The 15628-nt window shown below is 52.2% G+C and carries 13 protein-coding genes; 5 read left to right on the top strand and 8 right to left on the bottom strand.

What is annotated here, in order from left to right; translation table 11 throughout:
- Both sdhD and sdhC read right to left on the bottom strand, forming a co-directional pair.
- On the bottom strand, positions 1 to 369 hold the full coding sequence (sdhD, locus tag GHO25_RS06865) for a succinate dehydrogenase, hydrophobic membrane anchor protein (protein ID WP_003446906.1): 369 nt from the start codon (positions 367 to 369) through the stop codon (positions 1 to 3).
- Entirely contained in the window at positions 363 to 749 is a 387-nt protein-coding gene (gene sdhC / locus GHO25_RS06860; RefSeq protein ID WP_019408939.1) for a succinate dehydrogenase, cytochrome b556 subunit, read from the bottom strand. Before sdhC ends, sdhD begins: the two co-directional genes overlap by 7 nt.
- Positions 750 to 1108: 359 nt before the next feature.
- Here sdhC and gltA point away from each other — a divergent pair, with 359 nt between their 5' ends.
- Positions 1109 to 2398, top strand: coding sequence for a citrate synthase (gene gltA / locus GHO25_RS06855; RefSeq protein WP_048368579.1), 1290 nt, complete (start codon positions 1109 to 1111; stop codon positions 2396 to 2398).
- Between the two features lie 304 nt (positions 2399 to 2702).
- Here gltA and GHO25_RS06850 read toward each other — a convergent pair whose 3' ends face one another.
- The 3 genes from GHO25_RS06850 to GHO25_RS06840 all read right to left on the bottom strand — a co-directional run bounded on the left by GHO25_RS06850 (position 2703) and on the right by GHO25_RS06840 (position 5746).
- On the bottom strand, positions 2703 to 4361 hold the full coding sequence (locus GHO25_RS06850) for a cation acetate symporter (RefSeq protein ID WP_048368580.1): 1659 nt from the start codon (positions 4359 to 4361) through the stop codon (positions 2703 to 2705).
- Positions 4358 to 4669 (bottom strand): DUF485 domain-containing protein, encoded by a 312-nt coding sequence (locus tag GHO25_RS06845; protein WP_048368581.1) that lies wholly within the window; start codon positions 4667 to 4669, stop codon positions 4358 to 4360. The genes GHO25_RS06850 and GHO25_RS06845 overlap by 4 nt, the downstream gene beginning before the upstream one ends.
- 222 nt (positions 4670 to 4891) lie before the next feature.
- A complete protein-coding gene (locus GHO25_RS06840) occupies positions 4892 to 5746 on the bottom strand; it encodes a glycine betaine ABC transporter substrate-binding protein (protein ID WP_153390262.1) in 855 nt (284 codons plus the stop codon).
- Between the two features lie 281 nt (positions 5747 to 6027).
- Between GHO25_RS06840 and GHO25_RS06835 the strand changes: the two genes are divergently transcribed.
- The gene (locus GHO25_RS06835) at positions 6028 to 7569 is read left to right on the top strand and encodes a glycosyl hydrolase family 17 protein (RefSeq protein ID WP_178110017.1); all 1542 of its coding nucleotides are present in this window, start codon (positions 6028 to 6030) and stop codon (positions 7567 to 7569) included.
- A 79-nt stretch (positions 7570 to 7648) separates the two neighbouring features.
- On the opposite strand, the gene GHO25_RS06830 is transcribed toward GHO25_RS06835, so the two are convergent.
- Positions 7649 to 8017, bottom strand: coding sequence for a hypothetical protein (locus tag GHO25_RS06830; RefSeq protein ID WP_153390261.1), 369 nt, complete (start codon positions 8015 to 8017; stop codon positions 7649 to 7651).
- Positions 8018 to 8250: 233 nt separating this feature from the next.
- On the opposite strand from GHO25_RS06830, the gene GHO25_RS06825 reads away from it, so the two are divergent.
- From GHO25_RS06825 to GHO25_RS06815, 3 genes are all read left to right on the top strand, one after another.
- Positions 8251 to 9549 (top strand): serine/threonine protein kinase, encoded by a 1299-nt coding sequence (locus tag GHO25_RS06825; protein WP_048368585.1) that lies wholly within the window; start codon positions 8251 to 8253, stop codon positions 9547 to 9549.
- Positions 9542 to 10330, top strand: coding sequence for a VacJ family lipoprotein (locus GHO25_RS06820; RefSeq protein WP_178110016.1), 789 nt, complete (start codon positions 9542 to 9544; stop codon positions 10328 to 10330). The genes GHO25_RS06825 and GHO25_RS06820 overlap by 8 nt, the downstream gene beginning before the upstream one ends.
- Positions 10331 to 10547: 217 nt before the next feature.
- Positions 10548 to 11213 (top strand): response regulator transcription factor, encoded by a 666-nt coding sequence (locus GHO25_RS06815; RefSeq protein ID WP_178110015.1) that lies wholly within the window; start codon positions 10548 to 10550, stop codon positions 11211 to 11213.
- 100 nt (positions 11214 to 11313) lie between these two features.
- On the opposite strand, the gene GHO25_RS06810 is transcribed toward GHO25_RS06815, so the two are convergent.
- Positions 11314 to 14985 (bottom strand): RHS repeat protein, encoded by a 3672-nt coding sequence (locus GHO25_RS06810; RefSeq protein WP_178110014.1) that lies wholly within the window; start codon positions 14983 to 14985, stop codon positions 11314 to 11316.
- A 140-nt stretch (positions 14986 to 15125) separates the two neighbouring features.
- A complete protein-coding gene (locus tag GHO25_RS06805) occupies positions 15126 to 15623 on the bottom strand; it encodes a hypothetical protein (RefSeq protein WP_048368588.1) in 498 nt (165 codons plus the stop codon).
- Between the last annotated feature and the right edge of the window lie 5 nt (positions 15624 to 15628).

Genomic DNA, 15628 nt, shown 5'->3' with positions numbered 1-15628 from the left:
TCAGATACCCCAAAGAATCTGCACACCCCAGACGAAGTAAGCGAACATCGCAACGCCGCATACTGCCTGGAAGAGGAAACGTACTGCTGTCGCGGACTTGCCCAGCGCCATTGGCGTCAGGTAGTCAGTCGCGATGGTCCACATGCCGACCCAGGCGTGAGCGCCAAGGGCAACCAGGGCCAACAGGCTGAAGATACGCATCCAGTTGCTTGCGAACAGTTCGTGCCATTGGGCGTAGCCAATGCCAGGGTTCGCAACGAGGTATCCGATCAGGAAAATGAAATAAGCCGCTAGAACGACCGCAGACACACGTTGTGCCATCCAGTCATAGAGGCCCGAACGCGATAGGTTCGTAACGCTGGTTACCATATCCAAACTCCTGCCAGAACAATCATCACTACGGAAATGACGATTACGATTTTCGAGCCCAGCTTGCCGCCTTCCAGCGTCTCACCGATGCCCATATCCATGATCAAGTGGCGCACACCGGCAACCAAGTGATACAGCAAGGCAGATAGCAGGCCCCATGCAATGAATTTGGCCAGCGGGCTGGTCAAGCATGCCTTCACCTCGGCAAAACCTTCTTCGGAACCCAGGGATTTGCTCAATGCATAAAGCATGAAGCCCAGGCCGAGAAAAAGAATGATGCCCGATACGCGGTGCAGAAACGACGTAACGCCGGTGATGGGGAGTTTGATGGTCCTTAGGTCTAGGTTTACAGGTCGTTGGCTATTCACGGCTTTTTTCACACTGAAGAGCCCCTAACAATCAGGGCAAGTTTGTTGGGATGCGCACTGGTCAGGTACCCACCACCCGGGAGTGACGACCCCCATCTAAACAGGCCCAAAAGCCTCTGGCGGTCGGCTGCCGAGTATAGACAGTTAGGTTACTAATGACAACGCAATCACCTCCCTCTAATAGAGCATTGCACTCTTCGCATAAAAGGCGTAAACGGCGTAAACGGCGGGGATATTCGAGAAAAATGACTCCTGAAAGCCTTGTACAGCAAGACTTTAGGCAAATTGACATTCAAATTTATCTAACTATAGTGGTGCGGGCCCTGCGTGGGGGGTCTGTCTGATGATTTCAAGCATAAATAGGAGGCCACATGGCTGACAAAAAAGCGCAGTTGATCATCGAGGGCGCTGCCCCCGTCGAGCTGCCCATTTTAACTGGCACCGTTGGTCCCGATGTAATCGATGTGCGCGGCCTCACGGCCACGGGCCGATTCACATTCGACCCAGGCTTCATGTCGACTGCATCCTGCGAGTCGAAGATCACCTATATTGATGGTGACAACGGTATCCTGCTGCACCGCGGCTACCCGATCGAACAACTGGCTGAACACTCTGACTACCTGGAAACAGCTTACCTGCTGCTGAACGGCGAACTGCCGACGGTAGAACAGAAGGCTCAGTTTGTCAGCAACGTGAAGAACCACACCATGGTTCACGAGCAGTTGAAGACCTTCTTCAACGGCTTCCGTCGTGACGCTCACCCGATGGCCGTCATGTGCGGCGTGGTCGGCGCACTGTCGGCTTTCTACCACGACTCTCTGGACATCAATAACCCGCAGCATCGCGAAATCTCCGCGATCCGTCTGGTTGCCAAGATGCCAACGCTGGCAGCGATGGTTTACAAGTACTCCATGGGTCAACCCATGATGTACCCGCGTAACGACCTGAGCTACGCCGAGAACTTCCTGCACATGATGTTCAACACACCGTGCGAGATCAAACCGATCAGCCCGGTACTGGCCAAGGCCATGGATAAGATCTTTATCCTGCACGCCGACCACGAACAGAACGCATCGACCTCTACCGTACGCTTGGCGGGCTCTTCGGGCGCCAACCCGTTCGCGTGTATCGCTGCAGGCATCGCAGCACTGTGGGGCCCGGCTCACGGCGGCGCCAACGAAGCTGTTCTGACCATGCTCGACGAAATTGGCGATGTGTCTAACATCGACAAGTTCATCGCCAAGGCCAAGGACAAGAACGATCCATTCAAACTGATGGGCTTTGGTCACCGCGTTTACAAAAACCGCGACCCACGCGCCACCGTGATGAAAAAGACCTGCGACGAAGTACTGAAAGAGCTGGGCATCAAAAATGACCCACAACTCGAACTGGCCATGCGCCTGGAAGAGATCGCTCTGACCGACCCTTACTTCATCGAGCGCTCGCTGTACCCGAACGTCGACTTCTACTCGGGGATCATCCTCAAGGCAATCGGCATTCCTACCAGCATGTTCACCGTAATCTTCGCCCTGTCGCGGACTGTCGGCTGGATCTCGCACTGGAAAGAAATGCTCTCCAGCCCGTACAAGATTGGCCGTCCGCGCCAGCTGTACACCGGCTACGAGTCGCGTGACTTCAGCAAGCTTGAAGACCGCAAATAAGACCATTGATACCACGATAGCGTCTTAGCTGCTGCCGATACGGCCTCTACTTGTTAGAGGCCGTATTTTTTTGTGCCCACAAAAACCGTAGTCGCTGCCGAGGCACGAAGGCTGCGATGGGATTTGAAGCAGCTCTGTGCACAAGGCAGGCAGCCCCTATCGCAGCCTTCGTGCCTCGGCAGCGACTACAAGGCGCGCCCTCCCCCCAAATAAAAACCCCCCTGCCTCACGACAGGGGGATCTCATTAAACAGACCGCTTCTAACTTGCAGCTTGCAGCTTGCAGCTAACAACTTGCCGCTGCTTTAGTGGTCTACCGCCCCGCTCGCCCCCAACCCGGTTTGTGAACGAACAAACTGCGGGAAGAACAGCGCACGCTCTTTCGCAGCCGACTTGGATTTGTCGGTCACGGAGAAGAACCAGATACCCACGAACGCAATGATCATGGAGAACAAGGCTGGATATTCGTAAGGGAAGATCGCTTTTTCATGATGCAGTATCTGCACCCAGATGGTTGGGCCCAGGACCATCAAGCCAACCGCACTGATCAGACCCAGCCAACCGCCGATCATGGCGCCGCGCGTGGTGAGGTTTTTCCAGTACATCGAAAGCAGCAGTACCGGGAAGTTACAGCTCGCCGCGATAGAGAACGCCAGGCCCACCATAAACGCGATGTTTTGGCTTTCGAACAAGATACCCAAACCAATCGCCAACACGCCCAACGCCACCGTGGTGATTTTGGAGACGCGGATTTCATCTTTATCGTTAGCTTTGCCCTTTTTGAACACACTGGCGTACAGGTCGTGAGACACCGCCGAAGCACCGGCCAGCGTCAGCCCTGCAACCACCGCGAGAATCGTCGCGAAGGCCACGGCCGAGATAAAGCCCAGGAAGATGCTACCGCCCACCGCGTCAGCCAAATGCACCGCCGCCATGTTGTTACCGCCCAACAAACCGCCCGCTGCATCTTTGAAAGCCGGGTTGGTGCTGACCAGAATGATCGCGCCGAAACCAATGATGAAGGTCAGAATGTAGAAGTAACCAATAAAGCCAGTCGCGTACAGCACGCTCTTGCGGGCTTCTTTAGCGTCACTCACGGTGAAGAAGCGCATCAGGATGTGCGGCAGGCCTGCGGTACCAAACATCAGCGCCAGACCCAGCGAGAAGGCCGAAATCGGATCCTTCACCAGGCCGCCCGGGCTCATGATGGCCTCGCCTTTGGGGTTAATCTTGACCGCTTCAGCGAACAGCGAGTTGAAGTCAAAGTTAACGTGCTTCATCACCATCACAGCCATGAAGGTCGCACCGGACAACAGCAACACCGCCTTGATGATCTGCACCCATGTAGTCGCCAACATGCCGCCGAACAATACATACAGGCACATCAGAATGCCGACCAGAATTACCGCAACGTGATAATCGAGACCGAACAGCAATTGAATCAGCTTGCCCGCACCGACCATTTGCGCAATCAGGTAGAACGCGACAACCACCAGCGAACCACACGCTGACAGCGAACGGATCTGGGTTTGGCCCAGACGGTACGACGCCACGTCTGCAAAGGTGTATTTACCCAAGTTACGCAGACGCTCGGCAATCAGGAACAGAATGATTGGCCAACCCACCAAAAAGCCAATCGAATAGATCAGGCCATCGTAGCCAGAGGTATACACCAGCGCGGAAATACCCAAAAACGATGCGGCAGACATATAGTCGCCCGCAATCGCCAGACCATTTTGAAAGCCGGTGATCTTGCCACCTGCGGCATAGTAGTCCGCAGCTGACTTATTACGCTTGGAGGCCCAGTAAGTAATACACAGGGTCGCGCCTACAAACGCGAGGAACATAATAATTGCAGAGACGTTAAGCGGTTGTTTTTGAACTTCCCCCGTCAAGGCGTCAGCCGCCCAGACACCTTGAGACAAGGCAGCAATGCCCAGTGTTGCCAATAGACGCCGGATCATTGCTCAGCCTCCTTCAGAATTGCATTGTTCAGGTCGTCAAACTCGCCATTGGCCCGGTGAATATAAATAGCAGTCAGAACAAAGGCCGAAATAATCAGCCCGATCCCGATCGGTATTCCCCAGGTTATAGCGGAGCCGGGGTACAACTTGGCCCCCATGATGTGCGACCCGTAAGCAATCAACAGAATAAAGGCGGCATATAAACCGAGCATGATCGCTGAAAGAATCCAGGCGAACCGCTCCCTTTTTTTGACCAGCTCCTTGAAACGCGGGCTGTTTTGAATCGAGAGGTAAATGCTGTCGTTCATTATTTTTGTCCTCGCAGCACAGAAGAGATGTAACGGTTTCACTATTAGGGGGCTTCGATCTCTAAGCCAGACGACTTTAGTAGTAGAACCGAAATACCCTACAGGCCCCGTATTCTCTAGGCTGCGCGAATAACGACATCATTTGGCCAGTGCTCAAAATAGAAAAACCGCCCGGCGATTAAACCGGGCGGTTCTGTGTGCTGCGAGCTAGACACTTCGCGGTTATTTAGCCGTCCACTCAGCGACACGCTCAGGGTGTTTGGCAACCCAATCTTTGGCGGCAGCTTCTGGCTTGGCCCCCTCTTGAATGGCCAACATAACCTCACCAATTTCGTCTTTGGAGTTCCACGAAAACTTCTTCAAGAACGCTTCAACTTCGGGTGCTTTCTTTTCCAGGTCCTTGCTACCGACGCTATTGACAGTTTCTGCAGCGCCAAAGACGCCCCTTGGATCGTCCAGGAAGCGCAACTTCCACTTGGCGAACATCCAGTGCGGTACCCAGCCCGTCACTACAATCGGTTCATTTTTAGCGTATGCACGCCCAAGCTCAGAGGTCATGGCCGCACCCGAACTGGCTTGCAACTTATAATTCAAACCGTAGTCCTTGATTGCTTCGTCCGCTTTCAACATCACGCCCGACCCTGCATCAATCCCTACGATTTTGTTTTTATAGCCTTTATCGTCCTTCAGATCAGCAATCGATTTGGCCTCTACGTACTCCGGCACAATCAAACCAATTTTTGCTTCTTTAAAGTTGGGGCCAAAATCCACCACTTTGTCTTTATTCTTGGCCCAGTATTCGCCGTGAGTCACTGGCAGCCAGGCAGACAGCATCGCATCGAGTTTGCCAGTGGCCACGCCCTGCCACATGATGCCCGTGGCTACCGGCATCAATTTCACGTCGTAACCCAACTTCTGCTTGATCACCTCTGCGGCCACGAACGTTGTCGCCACACTGTCGGACCAACCGTCGACATAACCGATATTAAGGGTGGGCTTGGTCTGAGCAATCGCCAACCCCGCACTCATCGCCAGCACCAAGGCAGCTCCCGCGCTCAAGAGTCGTCGCATCTTCATCTATGATTCCTCGCTGTGCCGGGCCCGACGAGTGCCGGACCACATCAGGTTCCAGGGCTTTATCAACACCCCGACATAACATCCCCCCTGATAATCGGCCTCGCCTGCCAAGTGCCCTGCTCTGACGACGACGCCCAGCCAACCATCAACGACATCTGCCGCTGCCTCAAAGCACTTTGCCCGGACACCCACCTGAACTTTGCATGACAAAATTATACGGAGGCTCTAGGCGCAGCTGATTGCAGGTAAGATGCGCGGCTTTGCTCCCATACGGCCTGACCATGTCCGCGACTGCCCGCTCCCCTGTATTGCCTTACCTCCTTGCCTGCTTGCTGGGCGTGTGTGCCATTGCCGGTTTCTGGTATGGCCTGGGCAAACCCGTCATCCTGCCCGATGCCGCCACCCCTACGCACAAACTGCAATGTGCGTCTTACACGCCGTTCGACAAAGACCAGTCCCCGTTCGACCAGCCTTTCGTACCCCGCGTAGAACGCATGGACGCGGACCTGGCATTGTTGGCGACACGCTTTGAGTGTATCCGCACGTACTCCCAGGCCGGGCTTGAAGCCCTCCCGCAACTGGCCCGCAAGCACGGGCTGAAGATGATGAGTGGCGCCTGGGTTAGCAGCAACGCGGTAGAGACCCAAAAAGAGGTCGACGCACTGATCGCCAACGCCAATGCCAACCCGGATGTCATCAGCGCCGTGATTGTCGGCAACGAAACCTTGCTGCGCAAAGAAATCACTGCACCCCAACTGGTCAAGCTGATCACGCAGGTCAAAAGCCAGATCAAACAACCCGTCACCTACGCCGATGTGTGGGAGTTCTGGTTGCAACACCCCGAGATTGCACCGGCAGTAGACTTTCTGACCATCCACTTGCTGCCGTATTGGGAAGACGACCCTGCCGGGATCGACCAGGCCGTCAACCACGTTGCCCAGGTGCGCCAGGAATTCGGCAGCAAATTCGATAAAGACATCCTGATCGGCGAAACCGGCTGGCCCAGCGAAGGCCGCCAGCGCGAAACCGCCCTGCCGAGCCGCGTCAACGAAGCCAAATTCATTCGTGGCTTTGTCACCCTGGCCGAACAGAACGGCTGGAAATACAACCTGATCGAAGCCTTCGACCAACCGTGGAAGCGTGCCAGTGAAGGTGCAGTGGGCGGTTACTGGGGGCTATTTGATGCCGATCGCCAAGACAAAGCCATACTTGCAGGCCCCGTAACCAACCTGCCCCATTGGCCAGCCTGGCTGGGGCTGGGCATCGCCCTGTTTGCGGCCACATTGTTGATCGGTGGACGCGTACGCAGCACGCGCTCGGCCCTGTTACTGCCGGCCTTGGGGGCCGTGGCGGGTTGTAGCCTGGTGGCATGGGCCGAACTGGCATCAGTCACCAGTCGCTTTGCCGAAGAATGGACATGGGCCGGGTTGTTGATTGTGCTCAATCTGGTGGTGCTCGCCCACGGCGCTTTAGCGCTGGGGCAACAACAGGGCTGGCGTAAGGGCCTGTTCAACGTGCTCGAGCGTCATGCAGGGTGCTGGATCGCAGCCGCCGGGTTTGCCGGTGCAGTCATGATGCTGGGCCTGGTATTTGAACCCCGCTATCGCAGCTTCCCGAGTGCCGCTCTGGTACTGCCAGCTTTGGTTTACCTGCTGCGCCCGGCGAGCGGACCACGGCGTGAACTCAGCCTGTTGGCGCTGATCATCGGCGCGGGCATCCCGCTGCAACTGTACCGCGAAGGCCTGAACAACCAACAAGCCTGGGTATGGGCCTTGGTCAGTGTATTGATGGTCATCGCGCTGTGGCGCAGTCGCCGTCAATAACCTAAAAAATCTGTAGGAGCGAGCTTGCCTCGCGATCTTTTGATCTTTAAAAAGATTGCAAGCTCGCTCCTGGACTGGATTATTTTTGCGGTTTTGCCCGAACCAGCCGCAAACCTGCAATCACCACGGCAAAGACCGCCAAACTGGCGTTGTAGAGCGCCAATGCCGGCAAGCCAAACAGCAACGCCAACACCGCCAGTGCATTGCCAACACGTCCCGGCACAAAAAAAGCCAGCACCGACGTCACCAACGCCGCCCAGCCCAACGCCCTGAAGTGAATCAACCAGCCAAGGTTTGAGCGCAACTGGCATTCCCAACGCCGGGCCTCAGCAACGCACGTTCCCACCCATTGCGGGTCCTCCATCAAGCCGTAACGCAGGCCATAACTGGCCGCCAGCCACAATGGCAAGGCAATGAGCAGCAAGATCCACGGCAAACGAGGGTGCATACAAAACTCCAATAGGCAAAAGCGGCGCCCAGCTTAATCGCCCTTTAGGGGTATGCAAGCCTTGCAATCAGATAACTGTTCACTAAAGTCATTCAACGTGTATCTTCTGGTAGTTCATTGCCTGCTTTCTTCTGCCCGGGGGATGTATTTTGTGTCAGACAATGGCACTTCGACTGTAGCCCTGTGGTCATAGCCTGCGAATCATTTTCCGCACTTTATTAGGGATAGTCGTCATGCTTCGTTCTCTACCCTTTGCCGCCTTGCTGTGCGGCCTTATTTTGAGTGCGTCCGCACAAGCGGTCGATGTCGACCCCGCCACTTATGGCTACCCCCTGACCAACCCCTTCGAAGCCACAATTGCTACAACCCCGCCGGAAATGCGCCCACTGCTGCCCAGCGAAGATGACATCAACCAATCGGATTACACCCTCAAGCTGCGACCAGAGCGCGAGTTCACCTTGCCGGCCAACTTCTGGGCAGTGAAAAAGCTCACCTACCGAATCGCCAAGCAAGACCACGCGGCCCCGCTGATCTTCCTGATCGCCGGTACAGGGGCGCCCTACGACAGCAGCCTCAACGAGTTTTTGAAAAAGCTGTTCTATCAAGCCGGCTACCACGTTGTGCAATTGTCGTCGCCAACCAGCTATGACTTTATGAGCGCGGCTTCACGCTTTGCCACACCCGGTATCAGCCAATACGATGCCGAAGACTTGTATCACGTCATGCAAGCGGTTCGCGCCCAACAAGCCAATGTGCCGGTGACTGAGTACTACCTCGCGGGTTATAGCCTTGGCGCACTGGACGCGGCCTTCGTCAGCCACCTGGACGAAACCCGCAAAAGCTTCAACTTCAAGAAAGTCTTGATGCTTAACCCGCCGGTGAACCTGTATACGTCCATCAGCAACCTCGACAAGCTGGTACAAACGGAAGTTAAAGGCATCAATAGCAGCACCACGTTCTACGAGTTGGTACTGAACAAGCTCACCGAGTACTTCAAGCAGAAAGGCTACGTCGATCTCAATGGCGCGCTGGTCTACGACTTGCAAAACTCCAAAGAGCGTTTGACCAACGAACAGATGGCAATGCTGATTGGCACTATGTTCCGGTTTTCATCCGCCGACATCGTGTTCACTTCAGACCTGATCAACCGTCGCGGTCTGATCACGCCTCCCAACTACCCCATTACCGAAGGCACTAGCCTGACGCCATTCCTCAAGCGCTCACTGCTGTGCGACTTCGATTGCTACCTCACCGAGCAAGTCATACCGATGTGGCGCGCCCGCACCGATGGCGGCAGTTTGCTGCAACTGATCGACCAGGTAAGCCTGTATGCCTTGCAGGACTATTTGAAAAACAGCCCCAAAATTGCCGTTATGCACAATGCCGACGACATCATCCTGGGCCCTGGTGATTTGGGCTTCTTGCGCAAGACCTTCGGCAACCGCCTGACTGTCTACCCGTATGGTGGCCACTGCGGCAATCTCAACTACCGCGTTAACACCAAAGACATGCTGGAGTTCTTCCGTGGCTAAACATCTCGTGCTTCTCGCCGCCCTACTCAGTGTCGGCTACGCCCAGGCAGACGACAGCAAAGCCAACATCGAACCTACACACGACGTTGATGGCTTTACACAACCCCTAAAACTGTTGAAGTTCAATCCAGGCCTCGATCAGCGTGAATTTGAGCGCGCCACCATGGGCGCGCTCAATGTGTACGACCCGCTGGAGTCGATTAACCGGCGCATTTACCACTTCAACTACCGCTTCGATCAGTGGGTATTCCTGCCAGTGGTCGATGGCTACCGGTACGTAACGCCCAGTTTTGTGCGCACTGGTGTCACCAACTTTTTTAATAACCTGGGCGATGTACCCAACCTGTTTAATAGCATGCTGCAGCTCAAGGGCGACCGCTCCTTGAAAACCACGGCACGCTTGCTGTTTAACACTACGCTGGGGGTTGGCGGGCTGTGGGATCCTGCTACCGCCATGGGCCTGCCGCGCCAGAGCGAAGACTTCGGGCAAACCCTGGGCTTTTATGGTGTACCGGACGGCCCCTATTTGATGCTGCCGATCCTGGGCCCATCAAACCTGCGCGACACCACGGGGCTGGTGGTCGACTACGGCGCCAATCGAGAAATCAACTTCCTCAACGTACCGCGCGAAAGCTCGCGCCACCCGGAAATCTGGCTGCTGCAAGCCATCGATAAACGCTACAACACCAGCTTCCGTTACGGGCAATTCGACTCGCCATTTGAATATGACAAATTGCGTTACATCTACACGGAAGCTAGAAAGTTGCAGATTACTGAATAAGCCGTAAAGCAAAAGGCAGGCGGGTAGGTGCGAATACTAATATTTCAATCCTGCCAGCCTTCCTACAGAATTGTCCGAGTAATTCCCACATATATTTATCCGAAATAAACACAGCCTTACAGCACATTCTCAATTTCTTGAAGAAATATCTTACATAGTCCTTCCTACAAGTTTGTTAGAGTGCACGCGCTCACCTTATCAAGGAACGAATGAGAACGTGCCATCATCCACTCTCCTCAATAAGCTTTATCATGAGCCAACCCGAGTGATTATTGCCGATGATCACCCTGTCGTATTGATTGGCACACGCATTTCCCTAAGCACATTAATCAACCCGACTACCTGCATCACCCACGAGGCATCCACCCCTGAGACACTTATTCAGCTATTAGAGCAGGAGCCCTGTGACCTGGTTGTTACCGACTTCTTTATGCCTTCAGAAAACTTTCCAGATGGATTAGCGCTGATTAGCTACATTCGCCGGAACTTTCCTCACGTAAAGTTGCTGGTCATGACCATGATGAAGAATCCAATGATTCTAAGGCAATTGCTCAAATTGGGCGTCACCTGCCTGCTTGACAAGCACTCCCCCGCTGAAGAATTTAAAACTGCAGTGCGGGCGGCAATTCAAGGTCGGTGTCACCTGAGCCCGAGCTTTGGCCTGGTATTGAGAAGCCCTAAAAAAGGCGAAATCATAAATAGCAGACTGTCGATCAAAGAGTTGGAGGTTGTGCGCCTATTTGCTCAGGACCTTTCAGGACGTGAAATTGCAAGACGCTTGAACCGCAGCGAAAAAACGATCAGCCGACAGAAACGTAGCGCCATGAATAAGTTGGACATCCAAAGCAACAGCCAACTCGCAGCATTTGGCCAAAGCTTTTAAAACCCGAACACCCTAAAGTCTACTCTATAAAAAAGGCGCCATTAACAATTAATGGCGCCGTAACACAAAGAGTACAGGCTTAAATCCAAACGCTTAGCAATTAAGGCGCAGCACTACTTACAGATATCAAGCGACTTAAGTCATCATATTTAAGAACTCTTCCACACTCATCGATAATGAGATTCCCATTCGCATCGTAGTCCAGAATCAATTCACGAGGAACTGCTGATGCGTGGGTATTTGTAACACGACTCAGTTGAACAGGATCGTCGTCATTCTCATAGTAGTAAGCGGCTGTATTTGACTCAAGGCCAAACGAGGTTCTGACGCGAGTGATATTATCCAAGTGATCAAATCGAAAAATCTGCTCATCGATAAGATTGCCATAGGGGTCTACGGGTTTCTGGCTACCCAGGCAGGTGTACTTGGTTAACCGAGCTCGTGCATCGTACTCATAGGCTTCATCACGTAGAACTTCGAGTACATTACCATCTATATCAAGGGCAGTGAGTTCACGTTGTACTAGGTTATCAACGGCATTATAACGCTGAACCAATTTCTGCTTGACGCCGTTCAGATCAAAAACGCGCTCTGTTTCACGTCCATACTCGTCATAGTGCAAGTTAATGCTAACCGCCAGCGAATTTGCTGAGTCAGTTGTGTCTGTGGTGGTTATGGTAGTCGTTTGACCCAACTCGTCGTACGAGAAAATCGATTCTGTGAGCCCTAGCTTGGTTGATACAATTCGCCCTCCGCGTTCAAAATCATAGTGGTAACTCTGAGTATTACCCAGCACATCGGTATAACCCAAGATCAATCCTTGCAAGCTGTAGTTATAAACCATCGAATGCACGCCCTGAGTTTCGGACTGTATATCTCCAGTGCTGAAGTATTTACGGGTCAAACTCAGTCCAGCCTCTGAACAAGAGTCAAGCCGCGCATTTTTAAGATCATAGGTATAGGTTGCCTCCTCTCCATTAGCGAATCTTTTCTCCGGCTCTTCACCCAATAGGGGATTGTAGCGATACTCAACCACTTGCCCCCCAGCCTTGGTAACCTTAGAAGGTTGGGTCTGCCCAGGTAGATACTCATAAGCTTGGCAGCGGCCTCCGGTAACCGATGAACACATGCGCCCAAGACCATCAAAAGTTTGAGCCCCCAACTCGATAGTATTAACGCTGATAGAGACAGGCAGATCTTGAGTACTGTGCGACGCATAACTGCGTACGACCACAGCCCCACCAGGTAAATCCGTTTGTACTACCCGCGCATAAGCATCATAGGTATAGAGGGTGACGTTAGATAAAGCATCAGTCTCTTTCGCTGTACGTCCAAGGCCGTCATATTCATAAAAATGAGTGCTGACCAATGCCGCAGCCAAATTCCATCGTTGCTCCTGCACGGGTTTTTCAAACTTATTGACTAGCGTGACAGACTTACCCGTTGCCTTGATCACTTCACCCGCGCTGTCGGTAAACTGCCGCCAACTGGTAGTAACGACCCCATCTTGCCAATCGGCTGTCCCACGCGGCTCAGTCACTTCATAGACTTCAACTTTATCCGGCCCCACAGTACAGAATTGCTGCCCCCAATCATCATAGCGAAAACTTGTGGTCATTGGCCTGTCAATATCGCCCTCCCAATCGACCACAGTTTCTTCAATCAATTGGTTCTGTGCGTTATACAGGGCAGTGTAAATCGGCCTTAATAAATCAGCCTTCAATTTACTATCAGCATTAATACGTAGTTCTCTGACAGGCCGGTTGAGCCCATCCATATACGTCACCGTCTTGACGTTTTTAACGTTGATAGCGGTCTGAGTTGCCTGATCCCCAGCCTTGGCACACAAGGTGTAACTATACTGACGTGTCGCTTCGGCATCTTTACCTGGTGCAACAGTTTCACTAAGTACCCGTTGCAAAGCATCGTACACATAAAGAATTTCTACACCATTATCATCCCGGGTCAGTAATTCTTGACCGGAAAACAAGGAGGTTTCATTGGTCACCGCCTTAGTGAACACATCCAAATCTGAGTGCTGTTGCACCACCGTGGTTAAAACAGTAAATGCCTCACTCTCGCCGGGAGCAGGTACAGGGCCTAAGTTATACTGATACGAAGTAGTCAGTGAATGACCATTTAGTGTTAGTACCTCAGAGGAGACCTTGCCGTGGCGCAAACTATCGGTGACAGCGTCAACATAGTGATACTGAGTGGTCTGCAAGGTCGTTGAAGCACCGTTTAGATCTTCTTGCAGCAACTCTGTATCCAGCACATGCCAGGGATAAATTGCGTCACTAACCGCCGCTAGAGTTTTATGTCGATAGGTAGTACTGAGCGTCGGCGCATGAGCAGCAGATGCGGGTGCTGGAATGATAACTTTCATTTTTAGATGCCGTACAAAGCCAGCTTGGTCAGGCGGGCACGCGTCCACTTCCCCCTCGACCGGATAGTAAACAGACTCCTCGGTTACACCATTGGCCTGCCTGTGCAGTGTTACATTGCCTTGGTTATCATATTCGCTGTACTCAGTTTCAGTACGCATCAATGACTCAGTACTCAAACGCCAAGTGGTGCTGACATTTTTTGGCAATTGGCAATAAGGTAATTGCTGACTGAAAGGTACATCGGGATCAACGTAATAAACGGTGAAAACTTCCTGAATGTTATTACCCTGCGTGGTGGATTCACTGATCAACAAGTGAAAACAGTTAAAACTGCGCTTGATGGTGCGCACGGCGCTACCCTCAACCATCAACAGCTCGACCGTTTCATAAACATAATCCGATGCTGCTTGATACAGATTATCAACCCCGGAGTCATTCCAAGTCACAGCACTGTCGCCCGCACCTAAAAAGTTCTTGGCTGAATAGGTGTAATGAGTCTCTACCGTCGCCTGACCAAATCCAGGAACAACAGTGTAACTAGAGACACGAGGCAACGTTGAGGGCGAAGCACCCACAGGTAACTGATGCCCACCCCATTCATAAGTAATGAACTCACTGCCACCCACAGGCGAGAAGGCCTCGGTGATAAACATCAGCGCTGTATTGATATCTTGCTTGTAAGTGAACCTCCATCTGGCACGCTCAGGGGTCGGCAGCACAATAGAATCAACGACACCGTTGGCGCCGAGCTCCAATTCGTACTTTGCGAGCGCCGCGCCTTGCTCACCGGCGAAAGGATATAACAACACTTCAATATTCGCATTGGCGTTGCGCTTGGCACTGAACACTGTATTTCCCAGCTCATCCTCAATACGCGTCAACATCAGTGGATAAGCAGTGTCTTCATAATAAAACGAGACACTACGACCCTCAACTGAATACAACCGTACTGGCAAAGCAATGCGTGACTCTGCGCGACCAAAGACTAGCAACTCTTCGATATTTCCGGATTTATGTACAATTCGATAACGCTCACCACCATCATCGTACAATTTGAAACTGAGGAGTTTTTGCTCCTCCATTTTGCAGAGTCCATCAGTGACTGAAGTGACTTTAAAGGTTTCGCCTGCCCCCAACGACACAATCGAACGTTTAGGATCAAACTCAGAACGTTGCAGACTCCAGCCCAAGCCCCAGCCAACGTCTTGGCTACTGAGCGGATTAAATGCTAATCCTATAGAGGGGGCAGGGCCTGCCAAATTGTTAGCCAACACCGTGGGTAAGTTGATGGCAACGGTGTACAGGCCAGTACGGGGATCTACTCCACTGTTCAAAAAACTAAGAAAGTTAAATGCGTTAGAATGCACTGCTGTGTTCGTAGCCATACGACTCTCCAAGCAATAGAAATTACACAAAAGTTGTATATATATTCCAGCACACCAAAACATTGATACCAATGAATGCTATGACGCACTGATAAATAAAGTGCCCGAGGACACTTTAATAGCTAACCATCAAAAACCAATTAGAGAGAGCGCACGATTTGCACACATGATAGTTTACCATCTATCTGCGCACCATTTTTATACCGTTTCTTCTCTAGCCTAAGGCCTGGCACAATCACTGCCTTATCATCAAAGGTAATGGTATTACTTATAGATACAAAATCTGTAGTCGTTTCGAATTTGATAGTTTTGAACAGGAAGTCAAAATTCTCTTGATCCCTTCCACAATTTGCATCATCGGTCATTAAAATGGTAGCTGCCGAAGGAACATGATGAAGCTTAAAAAAGTAAATATTATCGTTGGGGCACTTATTGGTTGACTCATTCGTAAAACCATAAGCACCCGTTACGAAGGGTATAACACATTTACTTTTTTGGTCTTTATCGAAAAACTCAATAGTTCCGTCCTCAGCAGTAACCTCCGGAACCTTCGCGGAACCCTCAGCGAGCGTGAGACCAGCACCGAAAAACGCTGCCAAGAAAGCAACAACTATTACAATTTTAGATGGGACATTCATTATAA

Source organism: Pseudomonas sp. FSL R10-1350 (assembly GCF_009600525.1).
Lineage (GTDB): Bacteria > Pseudomonadota > Gammaproteobacteria > Pseudomonadales > Pseudomonadaceae > Aquipseudomonas > Aquipseudomonas helleri.
This window is presented reverse-complemented; position numbering and strand designations above follow the sequence as displayed.

Excerpts from the sequence above, each read along its gene's own strand:
- GHO25_RS06805 (WP_048368588.1), bottom strand. The coding sequence starts at position 15,623 with ATGAATGTCCCATCTAAAATTGTAATAGTTGTTGCTTTCTTGGCAGCG.
- GHO25_RS06845 (WP_048368581.1), bottom strand. The coding sequence starts at position 4,669 with ATGAACGACAGCATTTACCTCTCGATTCAAAACAGCCCGCGTTTCAAG.
- sdhD (WP_003446906.1), bottom strand. The coding sequence starts at position 369 with ATGGTAACCAGCGTTACGAACCTATCGCGTTCGGGCCTCTATGACTGG.
- GHO25_RS06830 (WP_153390261.1), bottom strand. The coding sequence starts at position 8,017 with ATGCACCCTCGTTTGCCGTGGATCTTGCTGCTCATTGCCTTGCCATTG.
- GHO25_RS06840 (WP_153390262.1), bottom strand. The coding sequence starts at position 5,746 with ATGAAGATGCGACGACTCTTGAGCGCGGGAGCTGCCTTGGTGCTGGCG.
- GHO25_RS06810 (WP_178110014.1), bottom strand. The coding sequence starts at position 14,985 with ATGGCTACGAACACAGCAGTGCATTCTAACGCATTTAACTTTCTTAGT.
- GHO25_RS06825 (WP_048368585.1), top strand. The coding sequence starts at position 8,251 with ATGCTTCGTTCTCTACCCTTTGCCGCCTTGCTGTGCGGCCTTATTTTG.
- GHO25_RS06850 (WP_048368580.1), bottom strand. The coding sequence starts at position 4,361 with ATGATCCGGCGTCTATTGGCAACACTGGGCATTGCTGCCTTGTCTCAA.
- GHO25_RS06835 (WP_178110017.1), top strand. The coding sequence starts at position 6,028 with ATGTCCGCGACTGCCCGCTCCCCTGTATTGCCTTACCTCCTTGCCTGC.
- gltA (WP_048368579.1), top strand. The coding sequence starts at position 1,109 with ATGGCTGACAAAAAAGCGCAGTTGATCATCGAGGGCGCTGCCCCCGTC.